The organism is Oceanobacillus kimchii X50 (assembly GCF_000340475.1).
Lineage (GTDB): Bacteria > Bacillota > Bacilli > Bacillales > Amphibacillaceae > Oceanobacillus > Oceanobacillus kimchii.
Map to the genome: position 1 here is coordinate 3,244,803 of NZ_CM001792.1, position 19,657 is coordinate 3,264,459.

Annotated in this window: 15 protein-coding genes and 1 riboswitch; of the genes, 6 read left to right on the forward strand and 9 right to left on the reverse strand. The window is 35.4% G+C overall.

Annotated features, from left to right (window positions below):
* Positions 1 to 142: 142 nt before the first annotated feature.
* The 3 genes from C794_RS16565 to C794_RS16575 all read right to left on the reverse strand — a co-directional run bounded on the left by C794_RS16565 (position 143) and on the right by C794_RS16575 (position 3,747).
* A complete protein-coding gene (locus C794_RS16565) occupies positions 143 to 2,146 on the reverse strand; it encodes a TRAP transporter permease (RefSeq protein WP_017798286.1) in 2,004 nt (667 codons plus the stop codon).
* Entirely contained in the window at positions 2,139 to 2,669 is a 531-nt protein-coding gene (locus C794_RS16570; RefSeq protein ID WP_026133834.1) for a DUF1850 domain-containing protein, read from the reverse strand. Before C794_RS16570 ends, C794_RS16565 begins: the two co-directional genes overlap by 8 nt.
* 85 nt (positions 2,670 to 2,754) lie before the next feature.
* Complete coding sequence (locus C794_RS16575) at positions 2,755 to 3,747, reverse strand: TAXI family TRAP transporter solute-binding subunit (RefSeq protein ID WP_017798288.1); 993 nt, start codon at positions 3,745 to 3,747, stop codon at positions 2,755 to 2,757.
* Between the two features lie 361 nt (positions 3,748 to 4,108).
* Here C794_RS16575 and nikC point away from each other — a divergent pair, with 361 nt between their 5' ends.
* From nikC to C794_RS16595, 4 genes are read left to right on the forward strand one after another with little or no spacing between them, the layout of a single operon-like run.
* Positions 4,109 to 5,011 carry a nickel transporter permease gene (nikC, locus tag C794_RS16580; protein WP_017798289.1) on the forward strand — a complete coding sequence of 301 codons (903 nt, stop codon included), beginning with the start codon at positions 4,109 to 4,111 and terminating at the stop codon, positions 5,009 to 5,011.
* Positions 5,012 to 5,027: 16 nt separating this feature from the next.
* Entirely contained in the window at positions 5,028 to 5,984 is a 957-nt protein-coding gene (locus tag C794_RS16585; protein WP_017798290.1) for an ABC transporter permease, read from the forward strand.
* Positions 5,985 to 6,033: 49 nt separating this feature from the next.
* Entirely contained in the window at positions 6,034 to 7,077 is a 1,044-nt protein-coding gene (locus C794_RS16590; RefSeq protein ID WP_017798291.1) for an ABC transporter ATP-binding protein, read from the forward strand.
* Positions 7,052 to 8,074 carry an ABC transporter ATP-binding protein gene (locus C794_RS16595; protein WP_017798292.1) on the forward strand — a complete coding sequence of 341 codons (1,023 nt, stop codon included), beginning with the start codon at positions 7,052 to 7,054 and terminating at the stop codon, positions 8,072 to 8,074. Before C794_RS16590 ends, C794_RS16595 begins: the two co-directional genes overlap by 26 nt.
* A 206-nt stretch (positions 8,075 to 8,280) precedes the next feature.
* Here C794_RS16595 and C794_RS16600 read toward each other — a convergent pair whose 3' ends face one another.
* Complete coding sequence (locus C794_RS16600; RefSeq protein ID WP_017798293.1) at positions 8,281 to 9,906, reverse strand: glutathione ABC transporter substrate-binding protein; 1,626 nt, start codon at positions 9,904 to 9,906, stop codon at positions 8,281 to 8,283.
* A 233-nt stretch (positions 9,907 to 10,139) separates the two neighbouring features.
* Here C794_RS16600 and C794_RS16605 point away from each other — a divergent pair, with 233 nt between their 5' ends.
* Positions 10,140 to 10,934, forward strand: a complete 795-nt coding sequence (locus C794_RS16605) for a serine hydrolase (protein ID WP_017798294.1) — start codon at positions 10,140 to 10,142, stop codon at positions 10,932 to 10,934.
* A gap of 27 nt (positions 10,935 to 10,961) precedes the next feature.
* Positions 10,962 to 12,221 (forward strand): hypothetical protein, encoded by a 1,260-nt coding sequence (locus C794_RS16610; RefSeq protein WP_017798295.1) that lies wholly within the window; start codon positions 10,962 to 10,964, stop codon positions 12,219 to 12,221.
* Positions 12,222 to 12,388: 167 nt separating this feature from the next.
* Here C794_RS16610 and C794_RS16615 read toward each other — a convergent pair whose 3' ends face one another.
* From C794_RS16615 to C794_RS16635, 5 genes are all read right to left on the reverse strand, one after another.
* A complete protein-coding gene (locus C794_RS16615) occupies positions 12,389 to 12,718 on the reverse strand; it encodes a hypothetical protein (RefSeq protein WP_017798296.1) in 330 nt (109 codons plus the stop codon).
* 99 nt (positions 12,719 to 12,817) lie between these two features.
* Entirely contained in the window at positions 12,818 to 15,988 is a 3,171-nt protein-coding gene (locus C794_RS16620; protein WP_017798297.1) for a DEAD/DEAH box helicase, read from the reverse strand.
* Positions 15,989 to 16,057: 69 nt separating this feature from the next.
* A complete protein-coding gene (locus tag C794_RS16625; protein ID WP_017798298.1) occupies positions 16,058 to 17,248 on the reverse strand; it encodes an MFS transporter in 1,191 nt (396 codons plus the stop codon).
* A 200-nt stretch (positions 17,249 to 17,448) separates the two neighbouring features.
* Positions 17,449 to 18,393, reverse strand: a complete 945-nt coding sequence (locus C794_RS16630) for an ATP-grasp domain-containing protein (protein ID WP_017798299.1) — start codon at positions 18,391 to 18,393, stop codon at positions 17,449 to 17,451.
* A 13-nt stretch (positions 18,394 to 18,406) separates the two neighbouring features.
* Entirely contained in the window at positions 18,407 to 19,462 is a 1,056-nt protein-coding gene (locus C794_RS16635; protein ID WP_017798300.1) for an LLM class flavin-dependent oxidoreductase, read from the reverse strand.
* A gap of 80 nt (positions 19,463 to 19,542) precedes the next feature.
* Positions 19,543 to 19,652: riboswitch (SAM riboswitch) on the reverse strand.
* Positions 19,653 to 19,657 lie beyond the last annotated feature (5 nt).

Sequence of the window (19,657 nt, forward strand, 5' to 3'; positions counted from 1 at the left end):
TTAATCAAAAATCACTGTTTCCATCATAACAGAAAGATTTTCTATGAAGAATTATTTAGAAATAATCCATTTTAATAATGTCATAATGTATAAGTAAACCCGCATGAAAACCATTTTGGGTTTCATGCGGGTCTTTATTCATCTAGTTGTTAGCTATACTTACTTCACTTTGATTATCATTATCTTTATCCCTAGTAACAAATTGTATCAGTAGTTGAAGTGCAAATAACACAAATCCTATGGTATCTGACATACCCTCAGGATAAATCAATAATAAACCTGTTGCAATTGCTAAGACCCTTTCGTACCACTTAATATTTCGGTACCAGTACCCTATCATACCTGCACTAATAGCAATCATACCGAGTATTGCAGTAAATAAGGAGAATAAGATCTCTAACCAAGTAGAATCAATCATTAGTAATGTAGGATTTAATACGAACATATACGGAATGATGAAAGCAGCAATTGCCAATCGAGCAGCATTCCCACCTGTACGAATAGGTTCTCCACCAGATATCCCTGTTGCCGCAAAAGCAGCAAGAGCTACCGGAGGTGTAATATCCGCTACAATACCGAAGTAGAATACGAACATATGAGCAGCTAATACAGGAATAGCTACATCTAAATTATCATTCAACGCTAAAATCGCTGGTAATGCGATGGTTGATGTAATAATATAATTCGCCGTAGTTGGTGATCCCATTCCTATAATAATGGAAGTTATCATTGTAAATACAAGTGTAAGCATTAATTGTATTTCAGGTGTACTTGCAATAGTTCCAGCAATAGATACTAAACTATTACCAAGTTTAAGTCCCAAACCGGTTTTCGTGACCACACCAACGATTATACCCGCACAAGCTGTTGCTGCAGCAACGCCAAGTGCTGTTCTTGCACCTTGTTCTAAGGCTACAAAAAACTTTGGAACTGTTATACGTGTATCTTTAAGGAACAAGCTAACAATGATGGTAGCTAAGATACCGTATATTGCTGCTCTTTCAACACTAACTCCAACAAATAAGAAATAAACGATAGCAACGATAGGTAGTAATAGATGTATTTTCTTTAATACCGTTTTTTTACTAGGAATTTCCTCACTAGACAAGCCTTTTAAGCCTGTTCGTTTTGCCTCCAAGTGAGTCATTATCCAAATACCTGCGAAATATAAAATAGCAGGTATGATAGCTGCCTTAGCTATATTCCAATAACTTTCCCCGGCAAACTCAATCATCAAGAATGCTGCTGCACCCATTATCGGCGGCATTATCTGTCCACCAGTTGAGGCCGCTGCTTCTACAGCCCCGGCAAAATTCTTACGATAACCAAGTCGCTTCATTAAAGGGATCGTATAAGAACCAGTAGTTACTGTATTTGCTACTGAACTTCCTGAAATTGTTCCATTCAAAGCACTGGAGAATATAGCAATTTTAGCAGGCCCCCCAACCCTTTTTCCAGCTATAGAAATAGCTAAATCATTAAAATAATTTCCTACACCCGTCTGTACTAAAAACGCCCCAAATAAAAGGAATAAGAAAATATATGTGGACGATACTTGTAATGGGGTACCTAAAATTCCTTCTGTTGTAAAGAACATAGAACGGATTAATTGTTCTAATGATAATCCAGAGTGTGCAAACATCCCTGGTATATAAGGACCTAACAATGCATAACCCAAGAATAGCAGAGCAATTATCGTAATTGGTAATCCAACCGCCCGACGTGCCGCTTCTAATACAAGCAGAATCGCTAATCCTCCAATAAGCATTTGATCTAGTGGGATTGAGCCAAATTGTTGTACAAGTGAATCGTAATTTAACGGCCAATAACCACAAACTACAATGGCTAACACCATCAGAATATAATCGTACCAAGGAATTCTATCTTTTTTTGTCTTACGTACTGCAGGAAATAGCAAAAAGATAAGCGACAGCGCAAATCCTAAATGTATGGTTCGTTGTAAGTATGCTGTCAATTGTCCGAATATCCCCGTATATAATTGAAAAATGGAGAAAAGAACAAGGGCAGCAAATATTATGATTGCTAAAACTCCAGTCAGTTTTCTAGTATTCGCTTCTGCATCATACTTTTCTAACAGTTCTTGTTGTTTGCTTTCAGAAAGATTTTCATATTGTTGATCACTCATGAATGTTCACTCCTTTCAATTGCTCAAATAAGGACATTTGTTTAACTTCTAACTTATACCAATTGCCCGGGATAAAGTAATCATTAAAAGGAACAGTGTGTACATCCGTGCGTTCATCGCTGTTCCCCCAAGAAAGTCTATGATTAGAAACTTTTTTACCGTTTCGTATATTTAAATAGTCAAATTCATTGGTCATGTTTTTTATATGATATTTTCCATCAATATATTCAAACTCTTCATCTACCATTGCATCATTTGGCATTCCTATTCCAAATTCTTCATAGATCATTTCATATTGTATAATTTTATTATCATCTGTAATATGGTACTTTTCCACGACATCTGTTAAGTGTATGGAATGCGTAAAAGTTATTCCAAAATAATCTCCAGAATCAAGAATCAGAAATGCCTGTTGATTATTCGTTTTTCCATCATAAAAGACAAGGGCGGTTCGGAAAGGTATGAAAAGCATACTAATCATAAGTGCAATAGTGAGAAGTATGAAAAGCCATTTTTTTTGCATAAAATCACCTTTTACAGGATTAAAATCAAAAAATAGCCGGCAGCCTATCCCTAAATGGGCGGAGCCGGCCATTTCATGAAATTATTTACTCTTCACCTTGTTCGTCAAAGTATTTTTGTGCACCTGGATGTAAATCAATTCCAATTCCATCAAGTGCAGTATCAATTGTTATAAATTCACCTTTTGCATGGGAAATCTTATCTGTATTATCATAGATTGCTTTAGTAATGTCATATACAAGTTCTTCTGATAAGTCACTAGATACTGCTAACATTGCAAGAACAGCAACGGTTTGAACATCTTCATCAAGGCCACCATATGTTCCTCCAGCAATTACATCAGAAGCATAGTAAGGATACGCTTCTACTAGTTCTTCCACCTTATCTTCTGCAATTGGAACAATAGAGATATCTACAGAAGCAGCTAGACCTTCTACAGCACCTGTTGGTGTACCTGAAGTAATAAATGCTGCATCGATATTACCGTCTTGGATACCACCAGTTGATTCACCGAAATCAAGATTTTGTGCTTCCACATCATCCATTGTCATACCATGTATTTCAAGGATTTGTTCTGCATTAATATACGTTCCTGACCCTGGCGCACCTACAGACACTTTTTTGCCCGCTAAGTCTTCCACTGAAGAAATACCAGAATCAACAGTTGTTACGATTTGAATAGTTTCTGGATATAATGACCCAATTGCCTGTACTTTTTCCACAGGTTCACCATCAAAGGCATTGATTCCTTCAACTGCGTGAGAAATTACGTCAGTTTGAATAAATCCAAGTTGAGCCTCTCCATTTTCAATTGCCAATACATTTTCAGCAGAGGCATTAGAGGAAATAGCATCTACTTGTACTTCGGTATTGTTATTAATATTTGTTGCCATTTCTCCACCTAACGGGTAATATGTACCACTTGTTCCACCCGTTACAAGTGTTAACATTTCTGGATCTTCTCCACCGTCTGAAGTATTCTCATCTCCATTAGATCCTTCATCATTACCGCCACAAGCAGCAAGAAGAAGAATAAGTGCAACTAAAATAGCTATTTGACTATACCATTTTTTCTTCATACAAACGCCCCTTTTAAATTATATTTATCTAGTAAAAATATCTTACAATATTTTAAACTAAGATGTCAAATAATTATCAAAATAGAAAGCGAATACATAATATCGTTTACATAACAATCTAATCGCTATTCCGCCGTGATAACCAAAAATTTTGATATATCTTAATTTTAGAACTTTATTTTTCGACAATAATTTTGAAATTATTGATTTTTGTGTCTGTATTAGGGTTTCTGATACATATTTCCTATTATATTTTTACAAAATTCTTTCTTTCTCAACATTCACCTTATTGTAAATCAATTCGTTCATGATATAATCATACAGATAGTATACTTATTGATAGAAAGGAAGTTAGCAAACTATGAGCCAACCAACAGAACACATAGAAACTCCCCAAACTGCTCATAAGCCACCTAATCCTAGGCTGAAAAGTTGGAAAATTGTTTTTAATAAGTTTAAGAAAAATAAATCAGCTATGATTGGTGGATTTTTAATTATTCTTTTATTAATTATTGCAATTGTTGGGCCATTTTTCACTCCATATGAACCCTATGAACAAGATATCGTGAACAAGTTACAAAGTCCTTCTGCCGAACATTGGTTTGGAACGGATAACTTTGGAAGAGATATTTTTAGTCGTGTTATTCAAGGGACAGGATTAACACTTACTATTGGATTTTTCTCCATAGCCTTAGGTGCAACCCTTGGCGTTCTTTTTGGTTTAATAGCAGGTTTTTATGGCAAACGAACAGATAGCATTATTATGCGAGTTATGGATATTTTACTTGCTTTCCCTGGTATTCTTTTAGCCTTAGCTATTGTAACTGTACTTGGAGGAAGTATTGCGAACTTAATCATTGCAGTTGCAGTCTCAAGTATTCCTGTATTTGCACGTATCGTTCGTGGATCTGTTTTATCTGTTAAGAATTTAGAGTATATCGATGCTATGCGCGCACTTGGCGCTAGTGACACCCGGATTATTTTTAAACACATTTTTCCGAATATTACCTCTCCTATCATCGTTCAGGCAACTCTGAGTATTGCCACAGCAATTCTATCTGCAAGTGGACTATCTTTCCTCGGTTTAGGCGCACAACCGCCATCCGCTGAATGGGGTGCGATGCTTAGTGATGGAAGAAACTACTTATATAATGCAGGACATGTTGCACTCTTCCCTGGTTTAGCTATTGTAGTAGCTGTATTAGCATTTAACCTGTTAGGCGATGGATTACGAGATGCATTTGATCCAAAAACGAAAGAATAGAAAGAGGTGAACAGCTATGTTTAAATTTATTATTCGAAGATTACTGCAAACCATCCCCGTATTGATTGGGGTATCTATATTAGTATTTAGTATGATGCACTTAATCCCAGGTGATCCAGCTCAAATTCTGGCAGGTGAAAGTGCACCAAAAGAACAAGTCGAAAATATTCGAGAAAGACTAGGTTTAAACGAACCCATTCCAATGCAATATTTCTCATATGTTACGGATGCTGTTCAAGGTGACTTAGGCAACTCAATGAGAAGCGGACGACCCGTCGCAGAAGAAATCGGAGCAAGATTCTGGGTTACCGTTGAATTTTCAATATATGCTACTATTCTAGGAGTATTTTTAGGTTTAATTGCTGGTATTGTATCAGCAACACGCAAATATTCATTTTTAGATACTTCTTTAATGCTAGTTGCCTTATTCGGACTATCCATGCCAAATTTCTGGCTTGGTTTAATGTTAATTCAATGGTTCTCTATAGGTATTGATCTACCAGCATGGGTACCGTTCTTTGACAACACGAGTTGGTTTAGTCCTTCAGGATGGGGAAATTTTGATCAATTAGTTCTTCCCGTTATTACTTTAGGAACAGGTAGTGCAGCTATTATTGCTAGAATGACAAGGTCCAGTATGCTAGATGTTATTGGACAAGATTATATACGTACAGCCCGTGCAAAAGGGGTGAAAGAAACCATTGTTATTTATCGACATGCATTAAAAAATGCAATGATTCCAGTAGTAACGGTTGTAGGGCTACAGTTTGGTAGTTTACTTGGTGGGGCAGTACTTGCTGAATCCGTATTTGCGATTAATGGTATGGGTAAATTAATTATTGATTCTATTACTGCTCGTGACTTTCCAGTTGTACAAGGTACTATTCTTGTAGTAGCACTATTATTCGTTCTCGTAAATCTATTAGTAGATATTACGTACAATTTCCTTAATAAACGAATCGACCTCGATTAACATTTTAGTCCTACAAGAAGTATGAAGTAAGAGAAAGGAGCAAAATATAATGACAAGTGCACCAAACACTTATGATAATATATTAGAGATTAATGAGTTACAGACTTCCTTTTTCACCAAAGATCTAGAGGTAAAAGCTGTTGATGGTGTATCCTTTAGTATTCCTAAAGGGAAAGTACTAGGTGTTGTTGGTGAGTCTGGTTCCGGAAAAAGTATTACCTCATTATCAATTCTTCGTCTCATTGAAGAACCGGGAAGGATTAAAGGTGGCGAAATCAAATTTAAAGGTGAGAACCTATTAGATAAATCAGAAGCTCAAATGCGTAAAATTAGAGGAAATGAAATTTCAATGATTTTCCAAGAGCCGATGACATCGCTAAATCCTACTTTTACAGTAGGTCAACAGATTGGTGAAGCTTACAAAATTCATCAAGGTTTAAATAAAAAAGAAGCTAAAAAACGTTCAATAGAAATGTTGAAATTAGTAGGTATTCCGTCTCCGGAAAAACGCGTGGATCAATACCCACATGAACTATCTGGCGGTATGAGACAACGTGTAATGATTGCAATGGCATTAGCATGTAAACCTGAATTATTAATAGCTGATGAACCTACTACCGCTCTCGATGTAACTATTCAAGCACAAATACTAGATTTAATTAAAGATTTACAAGAGCAACTCGATATGGGAGTTCTATTAATTACACACGATTTAGGAGTTGTAGCTGAGACATGTGATTATGTAGCTGTAATGTATTGTGGGAAAGTTGTTGAGTATACAGATACAAAAACTCTCTTCTCTTCACCTAAACATCCATATACTGTTGGATTAATGCAATCCATACCTCAACATGATAAAGATGTTGAAGGTGATTTATCTGTTATTAAAGGTTCTGTACCAAGTCCAGCAAACATGCCTAAGGGATGTCGGTTTGCTCCACGCTGTCCGTTTGCTACAGACTTATGTCATGAAAAACTGCCAAATTTAGAAACAGATGAAGATGGTAATCAAATTCGTTGTTGGATATACTCTGATGAATGGAATGGAGATCCGGAGGTGAGTGTTTATGAACAATCAGAAACAACTTCTTAAAGTACGGGATTTAAAACAACACTTTCCTATTAAAGGTGGAGTTTTCGGTAAAACGGTTAATCATGTTAAAGCGGTGGATGGTGTTTCATTTGATGTATATGAAGGTGAAACATTAAGTATCGTTGGGGAATCTGGTTGTGGTAAGTCAACTACAGGAAGAGCTATTTTACGTTTAGATGAACCGACGAGTGGAGAAGTAGAGTTTAATGGTACGAATATACTTGAATTAAAGAAAAAAGAAATGAATAAATTCAGGAAAGATATGCAAATTATCTTCCAGGACCCTTATGCCTCTATTAACCCACGTCAAACCGTTAGACAGGTGTTAACAGAAGCAATGGAGATTCAAAATTCTTATCCAAAAACGGAGAGAAAAGAGAAAGTATTAGAATTAATGGAACGTGTAGGCCTTGGCCCACACCAAGCGGATCGTTTCCCACATGAATTTAGTGGAGGACAGCGTCAACGTATTGGGATCGCGCGTGCTCTGACGGTTGATCCCAAACTTATTATTGCTGATGAAGCAGTATCTGCATTAGATGTGTCTATACAAGCACAGGTTATTAATCTATTAAAAGAATTACAGCGTGATTATAACCTTACTTATTTATTTATCTCTCATGATTTAGGGGTTGTTCGTCACATATCTGATCGTATTATCGTTATGTATCTTGGAAAAATCGTAGAAATTGCAGATAAAAAATCATTATTTGATAATAATATGCATCCATATACAAAAGCATTATTGTCTGCTATCCCAAGTACAGATATGGAGAAAAAACGAGAGCGTATCTTACTAAAAGGAGATGTTCCTTCTCCAATAGATCCTCCACAAGGTTGTCGGTTCCATACTCGTTGCCCATTTGCAACAGAGTTGTGTCGTACAGAAGTTCCTGAGCTTAGAAATGCAGATGGAATGCAAGAAGGTCACTTATCTGCTTGTCACCATATGGAAGCTATTCGTTCTGGTGAACATAAACAAACCGTAAATGCTTAAAACTATTAGACGCCTGAGACAAAAATCCTTTATCTCAAGGCGTCTTTTATTATGTGAATTAATTTGATAATAAGTCTTTTGTTTAATTTTCTGCTTATATAACCCTCTACGATACCATCTTAATAGATAGAGATAGATTTTCTTTCTTGCAAACAAAAAAGAACTATTGTACGCGTTAACGTACAATAGTTCTTTTTCATTACATATTATTGTTCTAAAGATACATCTTTTAACTGAAGAATCTGTGTTGGTAATTGTGTTAAACCTTGTACTTTATCACTTACTCCTAGTAAGAAATCTTGGTGATGAATGTATAGCATCGGAGCTACTTCTGTTAGCTTTTCTTGAATTTGGCTATAAAGCTCTTGACGAGCCTCTGGATCTGGCTCTTGACGTGCTTCATCTAGAAGTGCATCAAGTTCTTCATCTTTGGTAAACGTACGGTTACCAGGATCTCCTACATTATTAGAATGGAATAATGGATATAATCCATAATCCGCATCACCAGTAACAGTGGACCAACCTAGTACAAACATATCATGTTCTCCTTGTGCAGTCTGCTCTAAATAAGCACCCCACTCAAGCACTTGTACATCTACATCAATATTGAACTCTTTTAATTGAGCTTGGATATTTGTTGCGGCATCTACACGCTCTTGGTTATCGTTTGTCCAAAGTGTAGTAGAGAAACCATCTTCTAACCCTGCTTCCGCAAGTAATTCTTTTGCTTGTTCCGGATCATACTCCAATCCTGGAGCATTTTCGTCATACCCAAATACATCTGGAGCTAATGGCCCAATTGCTGGAGTACCTACTCCATTATAAATACCGTCAATAATTTGACTCTTATCAATCGCCATATTGATTGCCTTACGTACGTTCGGATCATCAAAAGGCTCTTTTTCCATGTTAAAACCAACATAAGATAAACTTACACTACCTTGTTGTTGTACACTAACTCCATCCATTGCTTCCACTTGTTCTACGTCATTTGGACTAAGCGGATCAGAAATATGTGATTCACCAGTTTGTAATTCTGCTACTCTTGTAAGACCTTCACTTACTACCTTAAATACTACAGAATCAAGTTTTGCAGGCTCATCCCAATATTCTTCATTCTTAACTAAGCGAATTTGTGAACCTGGATCCCATTTATCAAACTTGAAAAATCCGGTACCAACTGGATTACTACTAATTACACTACCAGGATCTTCTCCATTTTCCATAGCTGCATAATCTTCATTAATAACTTCTAAAGATACCATTGCTCCCCCATTATGCGCTAAGTGAGCTGGAAGTGGTGAAAATGGATACTCTGTTGTAAAACGAATTGTATAGTCATCTACAACTTCAATTTCTTCGATCATTTCATATAAGAATAAACGTGGAGACCCTACATCTGGATCTAAGATACGTTCGATATTTGCTTTAACAACTTCTGCGTTAAAGTCTGATCCATCGTGGAATTTAACACCTTCACGAAGTTTGAATTCCCATGTAGTATCATCAATTGCTTCCCATTCTGTTGCCAGACTTGGTTGCACTTCCATATTTGCATCTTGTTTGGTCAAAGATTCAAATATGTTTGCTTGTACATTACTAGAAGGTACGTCATTGGAACCAGCTGGATCCAACGATACAGCATCTGATAGATTTGCTATAATAAGTTCTCCACCTTCTGCACCTTCAGTAGTTTCTTCTGCGTCTGCATCAGAATCACCAGAAGAATCTGTGTCACCACCTTCATCAGGTTCACTAGCACATGCTACTAGTACAACACTGAGAAGTAAACCAAAAACTAGTAATAATAAAGACTTTTTTGACAATTTCACGTAAATCCCCCCTAAGTTGCTAATTTAAAATCTTTTTTTATTTCGGAAAACTGTCTATTATATATTAATCTATTTTTTGCAAAATTTCAATGATATAATCATTTTAGTCTAAATTTTAATTGGTAATTAGGTCATAATGCATATATTCAATTATTATCTCTGTTTTCTTGACAATATTCCGAAAATTCAATATGATAATTGCATATGTATTTTAATTGGAAGGGTGTATCGTCTTGTCATTAAAATATATTGAGAGATCTTTATCAGCTATTAAGCCTGCTCCCCCAGTTTCCGTTAGCGTAATACTTAAGACCAATACCGGAATAATTTGTTCAAAAGAAACAAAACAAATGCAATCAGCCAGCATAATTAAATTGTTTATTTTGGCATCAGCATATCATTTCAAAGAAATAGGCAAATTATCTTTAACGGAAAAAATACGAATATCTACTAATGGTCATGTTAAAGGGTCTGGCGTTATTTCTTACTTAACTGATGTTCCATTTCTAACGTATCAACAATTACTAGAATTAATGATTATTGTATCGGATAATACCGCAAGTAATTATCTTATAGACAGATTAGGAATCTCAAATATTCAAGCATTTATTGAGAGTTTGGGTTGTCAACAGACAAGATTAGAACGGAAGTTTATGGATGTGGAGGCACAAAAATTAGGTAAAGAAAATGTAACTTCAGCATTGGATGTATTACGATTATTTGATATATTTACAGAGAAGAATAATTTTTTAGGGGAAAATTCCCAACAACACATACTACACATATTAAATAATCAACAGTTTAATAGTAAATTAACTGCTTTTACAGAATATAACCCTCTCGTTACGTCATATCACAAAACTGGTGAATTAAAAGGTGTAGAACATGACGCAGCTATCTTTCTACAAAATAATAAATTCCTTAAAGTAGTAGTACTTACAGAGGGTTGGGAAAACAACGGAGATGGTCAAGCGTTTATAGCTTCATTCGGAAAAGTACTTCATAGATTCTTACAACAAGATGTTTAAAAATATGTGTAATAAGGAGTGCTTCATATGAAGACGAAAATCGGTGTTTTTGGTGATACAAAAACTGTCCACCGTGTACGTAACCTTGCTGAACACTACTCACAAATGGAATTATTACCGTTTATCTATGACTCAGTAACTGAGGTTGCGGACAAAATTGAAAGGGCTTTCATGTGTGACATGCTTTTATTTACTGATTACTGCTCTTACCAACACGCGTCTGAAAAAATCAAAAAAAAACAGACTCTTATTTATGTAGATTATGATGAATACACATTTTTGTCGTCTATATTAAGACTAAAAAAGTTTTATTCATTAAATCGTATTTCTATCGATGTACCAAAAAAAATACACATTAATGAATTACTTCAAGACATGCAAATGACTGACTTACAAATACATGCTTATGAATATGAAAAGAATCAAATCATTCCAGAAAGCGAGATCGCTTTCTATCATTTAAAACTATACAACGAAGGAAAGATAGATGGTGTTCTTACATCTAAAATAGCTGTTCGTGATTATCTTAAAGCAGAAAATGTACCCGTATACCAATTACAGCTCCCTAATAAAAATATCATGGATGCTCTTGATAAAACACAAGAACTAATAGAGTTATCAGAACACCATAGCACACAATTGGTAACAGGAATTATTTCAGTTAAAGAAGGAGCTAAAATTACTCAAGATCAAATAAACGACTTAACCCATTGCCTAAATAATTTTTCTGAGGAAACGGATGCAATGCTAATACCTTGCAAAAATAATCAGTTTCTCTTAGTAGGAACGAAAAAATTATTACAGAACTTAAAAAATCATTATCGTGATTTTCCACTTATACAAGACATTGAAGGAATTGTTGCTAGTCCAGTGAATATAGGATTTGGGTTTGGACTAAGTCCTCGTTCTTCTTTGAAACACGCACAACAAGCACATTCACAATGTAATGCGGAGACGCATAGCATCAGCTACATTGTTAACGAACGACAAGAGACAATTGGTCCAATTGGAATAAAGCGTGATATTGATACTTCAAAGCTTTTTCATGCACTTATCCACAAGGCTAGATTAAATAATGAACTATCCTATAATTTTATAGATTTCATTATAGAACGGAATAACGAACCTTTTTCGTCAAATGATATTGCTGACTTTTATAAAGTGACAAAACGGAGTGCAGAGCGTACGGTAAATAAATTATTAACTGGGGATGTTATTAGGATAGCTGGAGAAGAACGTCCATATTTAAAAGGACGACCACGAAAATTGTTCTCACTAAAACAATAAATATATAGATCGATTAATGCTCCCTAATTACAACTATGTCACAGGTTGAAATAGGAATGCTTCCACGAGCTTTAATCTTCATTTGAAGGTTATAAATATCGCTGAAGTCCACCTATTTCAACCGCTAATAAAATACATTATGCAAATCCTGTTTGTTAATAATGACTTTATTTTCTACTCAAGCGATAACCATTGTGATTCGATATAATCGTTGCTGCTTTTTCAATGTCATCTTCAATTATTTGCGCCTCTAATAAATGTGTCATTGATTGTTCGTTTTCTTTATTATCTTCATTATCTTTTTCCTGTATGGCAACATCTTGAATTAATCCCCAATGTGGACCATACGGTATTACCGGAATAAATATTTCATTTTCAAATCCTGTTGGAATCTCATCAATAAATAGATGCTGACTTCGTACGGAGGCTAAAGAAGATTTTGCAGATACAGCATCATTCTCACTTTGAAAATATGCTCTTAATGTTTTCATTTCCATATACTTCTCTCTCCTTTATCGTTTGCTACTATCATTCCCCCTCCCCCATAAAAACAAACACTATAAAAAAGCTTTCTACCAGAGGACTGGTAGAAAACCTTATAAACTTAGCAATTCTTTTATATCATCCTCATTTAATGAAGAAAGCATTGTTTCTCCTGGTTGAATGACTTGATCTATCAATTCTCTTTTCCTTTGCTGTAGATCATATATTTTTTCTTCAATTGTTCCTTCTGTTACTAATCGAATCACTTGTACAACCTTTTTTTGTCCGAAACGATGAGCTCTTCCAGTTGCTTGGTCCTCTACTGCAGGATTCCACCATAAGTCAAACAAAATAACCGTATCTGCACCAGTTAGGTTTAGACCTGTACCACCTGCTTTAAGTGAAATAAGAAAGATATCATTTTCGCCATTATTAAATCGTTCACTCATTTCGACTCTTTCTTTGGAAGACGTCTGACCATGAAGATAAAAGTATCCATAACCTTCTCTGTTCAACCGCTGCTGAATAATTTCATGCATACTTGTAAATTGAGAAAAAATCAACAATCGCTTGCCGTTATCTAATGCAGTCTGGATTGTTTCCATTAATTGCTCGAGCTTTCCAGACGCTCCTTCATAGTTTTCAATAAACATGGAAGGATGACAACATATTTGTCTTAGACGAGTTAATCCAGCAAGAATTTTCATTCTGTTTTGTTGGAATCCATTTTCTTTAAATGATTGGACTGCATCCTGCTGAACCTGTCGTAAATAGCCAACGTATAGATCTTTTTGTTCCCTCGTTAATTCAGAGACATGTACAGATTCAATTTTCTCAGGTAACTCTTTTAAAACATCTTGCTTTAATCTTCGTAAGATAAAAGGTCGAGTTATTGCGGCAATTTTTTTAGGATCTAGCTGTTTAAACGACCGTTGATCGGGCATCAACCCTGGTAGTACAACTTGAAATATGGACCATAGCTCTTCTATCGAGTTCTCAATAGGGGTACCACTTAATGCAAATCGTCTTGTTGCTTTAATTTGTCGAATAGCCCGAGAAGTTTTTGTTTGATAATTTTTTATATATTGTGCCTCATCCAGTAATAATGTCTGGAACGTTATTTCCTTATAAAATTCAATATCCTGACGTAATGTTGCATAGGATGTTATCCATATGTCCTTATTGGTTGACTCTGACATAACTTGATGACGTTCGACAGGGTTTCCTGTCAACACTGCTACCTGTAAGTGAGGGGCAAACTTCTCTAATTCATTTTTCCAATTATAAACTACGGATGATGGAACAACAATCAAGTGTGGCCCAATTGTTTCCCCTGCTGATTCAGATACCAAATACGTAATACTTTGTAATGTCTTACCTAATCCCATATCATCTGCTAATATACCACCTAAATGATACTGACTCAAAGACTTAAACCACTGATAGCCTACTTTTTGATAACTTCGTAAGGTTGCTTGAACGTTTTCAGGGATCTCATATACCTGCTCTTCGGGTGAATGGAGGTGACTTAATAATTCTCGAAAATGTGGATCATAATGTTTTTTTGTTTCAATTAAATCATCTAACTGCGAACCACGGTATGCGGGCATATGAATCGTACCATCTAATAACTCGTCTTTTGAAATCCTCATATCATTAAACAAGCGCTGCATCGAACTAAATTCTTCCGTCTCCAGATTCATCATCTGACCTGATTGCAGTCGAAAAAACCGCTTCCGTTCAATTACAGCTTGCAGTATCTTATTTACTTCATTATCGTTTATTCCATCAATATTAAAACCGATTTCTAATAAGTTCGATTGCCCTTCCATTCGAACACTAGTATATGGTTCTGGCTCATTTTCTATAAACAATCCTCTGAATTCGGATGATAAAAATAACTCAACATAGTTATCTAGATACGGTAAGACATGATAAAGAAAATTATATAAATCTTCTTCCCCCGCATCCATATACAGTTCTTTTCCGTTATATCTAAAGTTTGCATCTTCAATATATTTCATGATTAATTTTTCCTGCGGTACATCTCGAATAATCATGACCTGATGATCTTTTTTCCCTTGGAAAGGGTCAATACTATGAGAACCATAATGGTATTCTAACTTCCCAATTATCAATCCCTCTCTTAATTCCAAGTGACATTTTGCTCGTAATGGAGCTTTGATAAGTTCATCAGATAGTTGCTCATCCATATCAATATCACCAACGCGTTGAAGTGAAGGCATAACTTCAGATAGGAATGTATCAGTTTGTTCTTTTGGTACATCAAAATTCATATCTTCAAATCGGAACTTTTCCATCTGTTGTAAAACTGGAATTTGCTCATAGGTTGGAAAATAAAAGATTCCTTGCTGAAACAGAATATTATATAAAGGAAAAAAGATAGTCTCTTTTAATTCAGACATAGACAGAACAACATGCTCATCTTGTTTTGTTATATAAAATTGAAAGGGAAGTTCAGCCTCTTGCAATTGTATATCCTTATACTGGCTCACATTATCAACAATATAAAAATTACGATCTACAAGCTTAAATAATAAATCTTTCACTACATAAGGTGGAATAGTTACATACCTTCTATCTGTACTTTTCCCCCCAAATGTATAGCTATCATACAATTCTTCGTTCTTACAAAGATCATGCAATATACGAAGGATCTCCATATCCGCTTCAGCAAAAGAATGTATGGACGGTTCATAAGTAAACTTCTTCGTAAATGAAAACGGTTCTTGATCCTGTACCGCATCTAAAAAAGAAGCTACATTTCGAACGACATAACGATGTTGTTCTCCCGTTTTTATTTCTAACTGTAATCGTCGATCATACGTCCAGCTTCCTATATACTCTACCGACATTTCTGATTTAGAATAATTCTCTTCTTCTACAGCATCTAACGGGGTTAAAATATTACTCATCGCTTCAATAAACCTGCTCGAGCGATAAAAATTTGGTTGTCTTATGGACGTACCTCCATTTTTTTCTATAGCTGTTATAGCAATTAATGTTGCTACAATATGCTTACAAGAACCAAATGTTTCAAAAGCAGGACAATCACAAAATGTATCAATGGAACCTTTCTCCATATCAGTTAAACCAATTTCAACAAAATAATCCTCTGAACCTTGTACTGTCGCAGTCCAAACATTATGGTTACGATCAAATACAACGTCTTTTACTTGGTCATTTTTATAATAGGTTAATCCCCGCTTATAAAATGCAGAAGGAAATAGTTTTTGAATATCAATATCTTTAATACTTTTCAAAGCTTATTAACCCACCTTTTTTGACCGATTTCTTCTATTATATAGTAAAAATACCCATTTTTATACGAATTACGCAAGTTTCTCTTTCGATTTAAGCACTATGAAAATATAAATAAGCATTGAAATTACAATTGATCCTGCTGCAGTTAAGTAAATCGAAGCATAGTTAAACCAGGAAGCAATTTGTCCAAACAAAATTGCGCCAATCCCTACTCCCAAATCAAATGAAGAGAAAAACGTTGCATTAGCCATTCCTTTCCGATCATTAGGTGCTTTATTTACAGCCCATGCTTGTAAAGCTGGTTGGACCGCTCCGAATCCTAATCCAAAACATCCAGCTGCCGTCAATAGAATAGCCGTACTAGGTAACCAAGATAACAGCAACATGGAAACAAAAATCAATACTGCTGCTGGTAAAAATATATATTTATGTCCTTTCCGGTCATAAATTCGACCAGAAAATGTACGAGATATCATAATAAAAATAGCAAAAATCAAGAAATACAAATGAATGCCTTCTACTCCTTTTTCCATTGCATGTAAGGGTAAGAATGTAGCAATTCCTCCAAATGCAAATGTAATAAAAAATAAGAGAATGGAAGGTTGTATAGCAGATTTTTCAAACACATCAAATCGAGCTACTTGTGTTTTATGCGGTGATAAATTCACTTTTTTATAGTGAATTTTCAAGGCAAATAATAATGCAATTAAACCAAATACTGCACAAAATAAAAATAACTGACTAAACGAAATAATACCAGCTAATGTTAATCCTAGGGATGGACCAAATGCTAATGCAATATTTCCTGATAAACCAAAATAACCCATACCTTCGCCTCGACGCTTTGGCGGTATAAGATCAGTTGCAACAGTTCCACCGGCAGTTGTAGAAAATCCCCAGCCGATTCCTTGGACAATACGAATAATGACAAGTAATACAAGACTTGCTGTAAATGCATAAGCTCCCACAGATATGACAAAAATGCCTAAGCCTAACAAATAAACAAATCCTCTTCCCTTCGATTCTAAAGCATGCCCTGCATAGGGACGAATCAGTAATGCTGAAAATGTAAATATACCAACAATAATACCGACCATTTGATCACTACCGCCAAGTTCTTTTACAAATAATGGAATCGTTGGTAATGTCATCTGGAATCCTAGGAAAATAAAAAAATTCGCTATCCAAATAAATAGAAAGTCCCTAGACCAAATTTTCTCTTTACCCAAGTCAGTTTTAGTATTTACTTCTTGCACCATAAAAAAACTTCCCTCTATGTTTAGTTAGATTACGATGTTATTATACAAGAATTTTTTAATAATTAAAATCAATCGACTCTCCTAATTTTAGAGTTACTAATTATTCGGTTTATGAAATATCTAACAAAAAAACGAGCAATCATTTTGTCTTGTTACCAAGATCCAAATCATTGCTCGTTATCTCTACATCTTCTCTTTTACTACTTAACTTTTAGTTGTTCTAATTCTCTTTCTAAAAATTTCGCAACTTCTAACATTCCGTAAGTTCCATAGTTTTCTTCTGCTTCTGAATTATAATTTGTGTTGGTATTAATATCGTACGTAAAAATATTTCCATTCGCATCTTCTATAAATTCGATTCCAGCGATTTGAATATCATTTGCTGCTAAAACTTTCTCGTATTGTTCTATTATTGGGTGATTAAATCCTTCCCGAACTTGAAATTTTGCAGGTTTTTCAGGTTCTTCTCCAGCTGGACAAAATAAGTCTTCCACAGAACAAGCATCTGCTGGACATAGCTCAAATCCTTCTGAAGTATCCACCTTCACAGCATATACAAATTTCCCATCTACAAACTCACAACGTGTAATATAAGATTCTGGAGATACAATATATTCTTGCAATAACGTTATACCATCTATCGGTTCTTCAAAATTACTACTATTCACATACGATTGAAGAGCTTGCGTTGATCGGAATAATTGTACACCTAATCCCTTTCCTGCTCGGTTATGCTTGGTAATAAAACTTTTTCCTTCAAATTGTTCTGCTGCTTTTAAGATATTCTCTTTTCCAACTGCTGCAGCTGTTTTTGGCGTTTTTACACCAAACCTCTCAAGTTCCAAGTATTGTTGAACTTTACTTACTTCCAATTGTAGGGCACGGCTACCATTAATAACCTTTCTTCCATGAAACTCTAACCACGCTAACACAGCATTTGTAAACTCTGGCGCAAAACGATTTCCTCTTGTATGAGAGGATGCGCTCATGCGATTATAAAATATTCCCTCTGGTGGTTCACTCAGTAAATCTATATGTCCTTCTTGAAGTAACCAATCTTCATAAGGAAGTTCTAAATCATTAAATCGTTTTATAAGATGTTCTGTCCATTCCATATTTTCATGTAAAACATAAATTTTACTCATTATCATGACTCCTTTAGTGTAACGTAGATGTCTTCTTTCTTAATTCTTCTACTTTCGGCATCACTTGCTTAGCAAATCGTTCCAACTCTTCCAATTGAGGGGAGCATTGTAGTAATAGCTGATCCAAACCAACTTTCTCATATTCTATTATTCTTTCTGCAATTTGTTCAGGTGTTCCTACAAGATTCGGACGTAACCCTCTGTTCGAAACAGAATAATCTTTTATTTGTAATTGTTGTTCTAATTGGGATTTAGAAGTAAAATCTTTCATTCCTGCATATCCTTTTTCGTCTTTTATTGATGTAATTCTTTCCAACTCTTGTAATGCTTCTTCCTCAGAGTCTCTACATATCACGTAGGCAGCCATACTAAATGATTGCAATGCTTCCTTATCGAGATTATTTCTCCGATTTTTCATATTACCTATTTTTTCTTGAATTTCTTCTACTGTTCCACCATGCATCACATATGCATCGCATAAAGTAGAAATTACTTGCTTCCCTTTTTCACTTTCTCCCCCAGCATATAGAATTGGATTCGGTTGTTGAATAGGTTTTGGTGCTAACTTCGTATTCTCTACCTGATAAAATTTCCCGTAGTAAGAGAAGGTACCTTCCGACCAAAGTCCTTTTAAAACCTCTAGGAATTCGATTGTTCTATCGTACCGCTCATCATGTTCAGTGAAGTCTCCACCATATTGTTTCGCTTCTTCTGACCACCATCCAGAAACAACATTTAGCGTGAATCTTCCTCCACTTAATTGGTCAATATTAGCAGCCATTTTCGCAATTACTGCTGGATTGTGATATATCGGTCTAACCGCTGTCATAATTTCAATTTTATTTGTTACAGCAGCTAACCCAGCTGCTGTTGTCCAAGCTTCTAAAGAATTCGCTTCTATCCCTTTAATATCATTTAAATATAATTCAGCAATTAATGTCGTATCATAGCCCCATTCCTCAGCATGCTGAATTACCTGTTTCGCATATTCAAACGTAGGAGGCATCTGCTCATCTTCTACATTACGAAGCCAACCTCCAAAAATCGGCAACCAAAAACCATACTTCATTTTCATCCCCCATGTCTATAGTTGTAATAATACTAAAAAAGCCCTTTCCTTAGATAAGAAAAGAGCTCTGTCACCGTCTTCTCTTATCTACCAAGCATAAAAATGCTTGATGGATTTGGCACAGTATTCAAACTAGAACCTGTTGCCGAGGCTTCTGTGGGCCATGTCCCTCCACCTCTCAGGATAAGATATTTC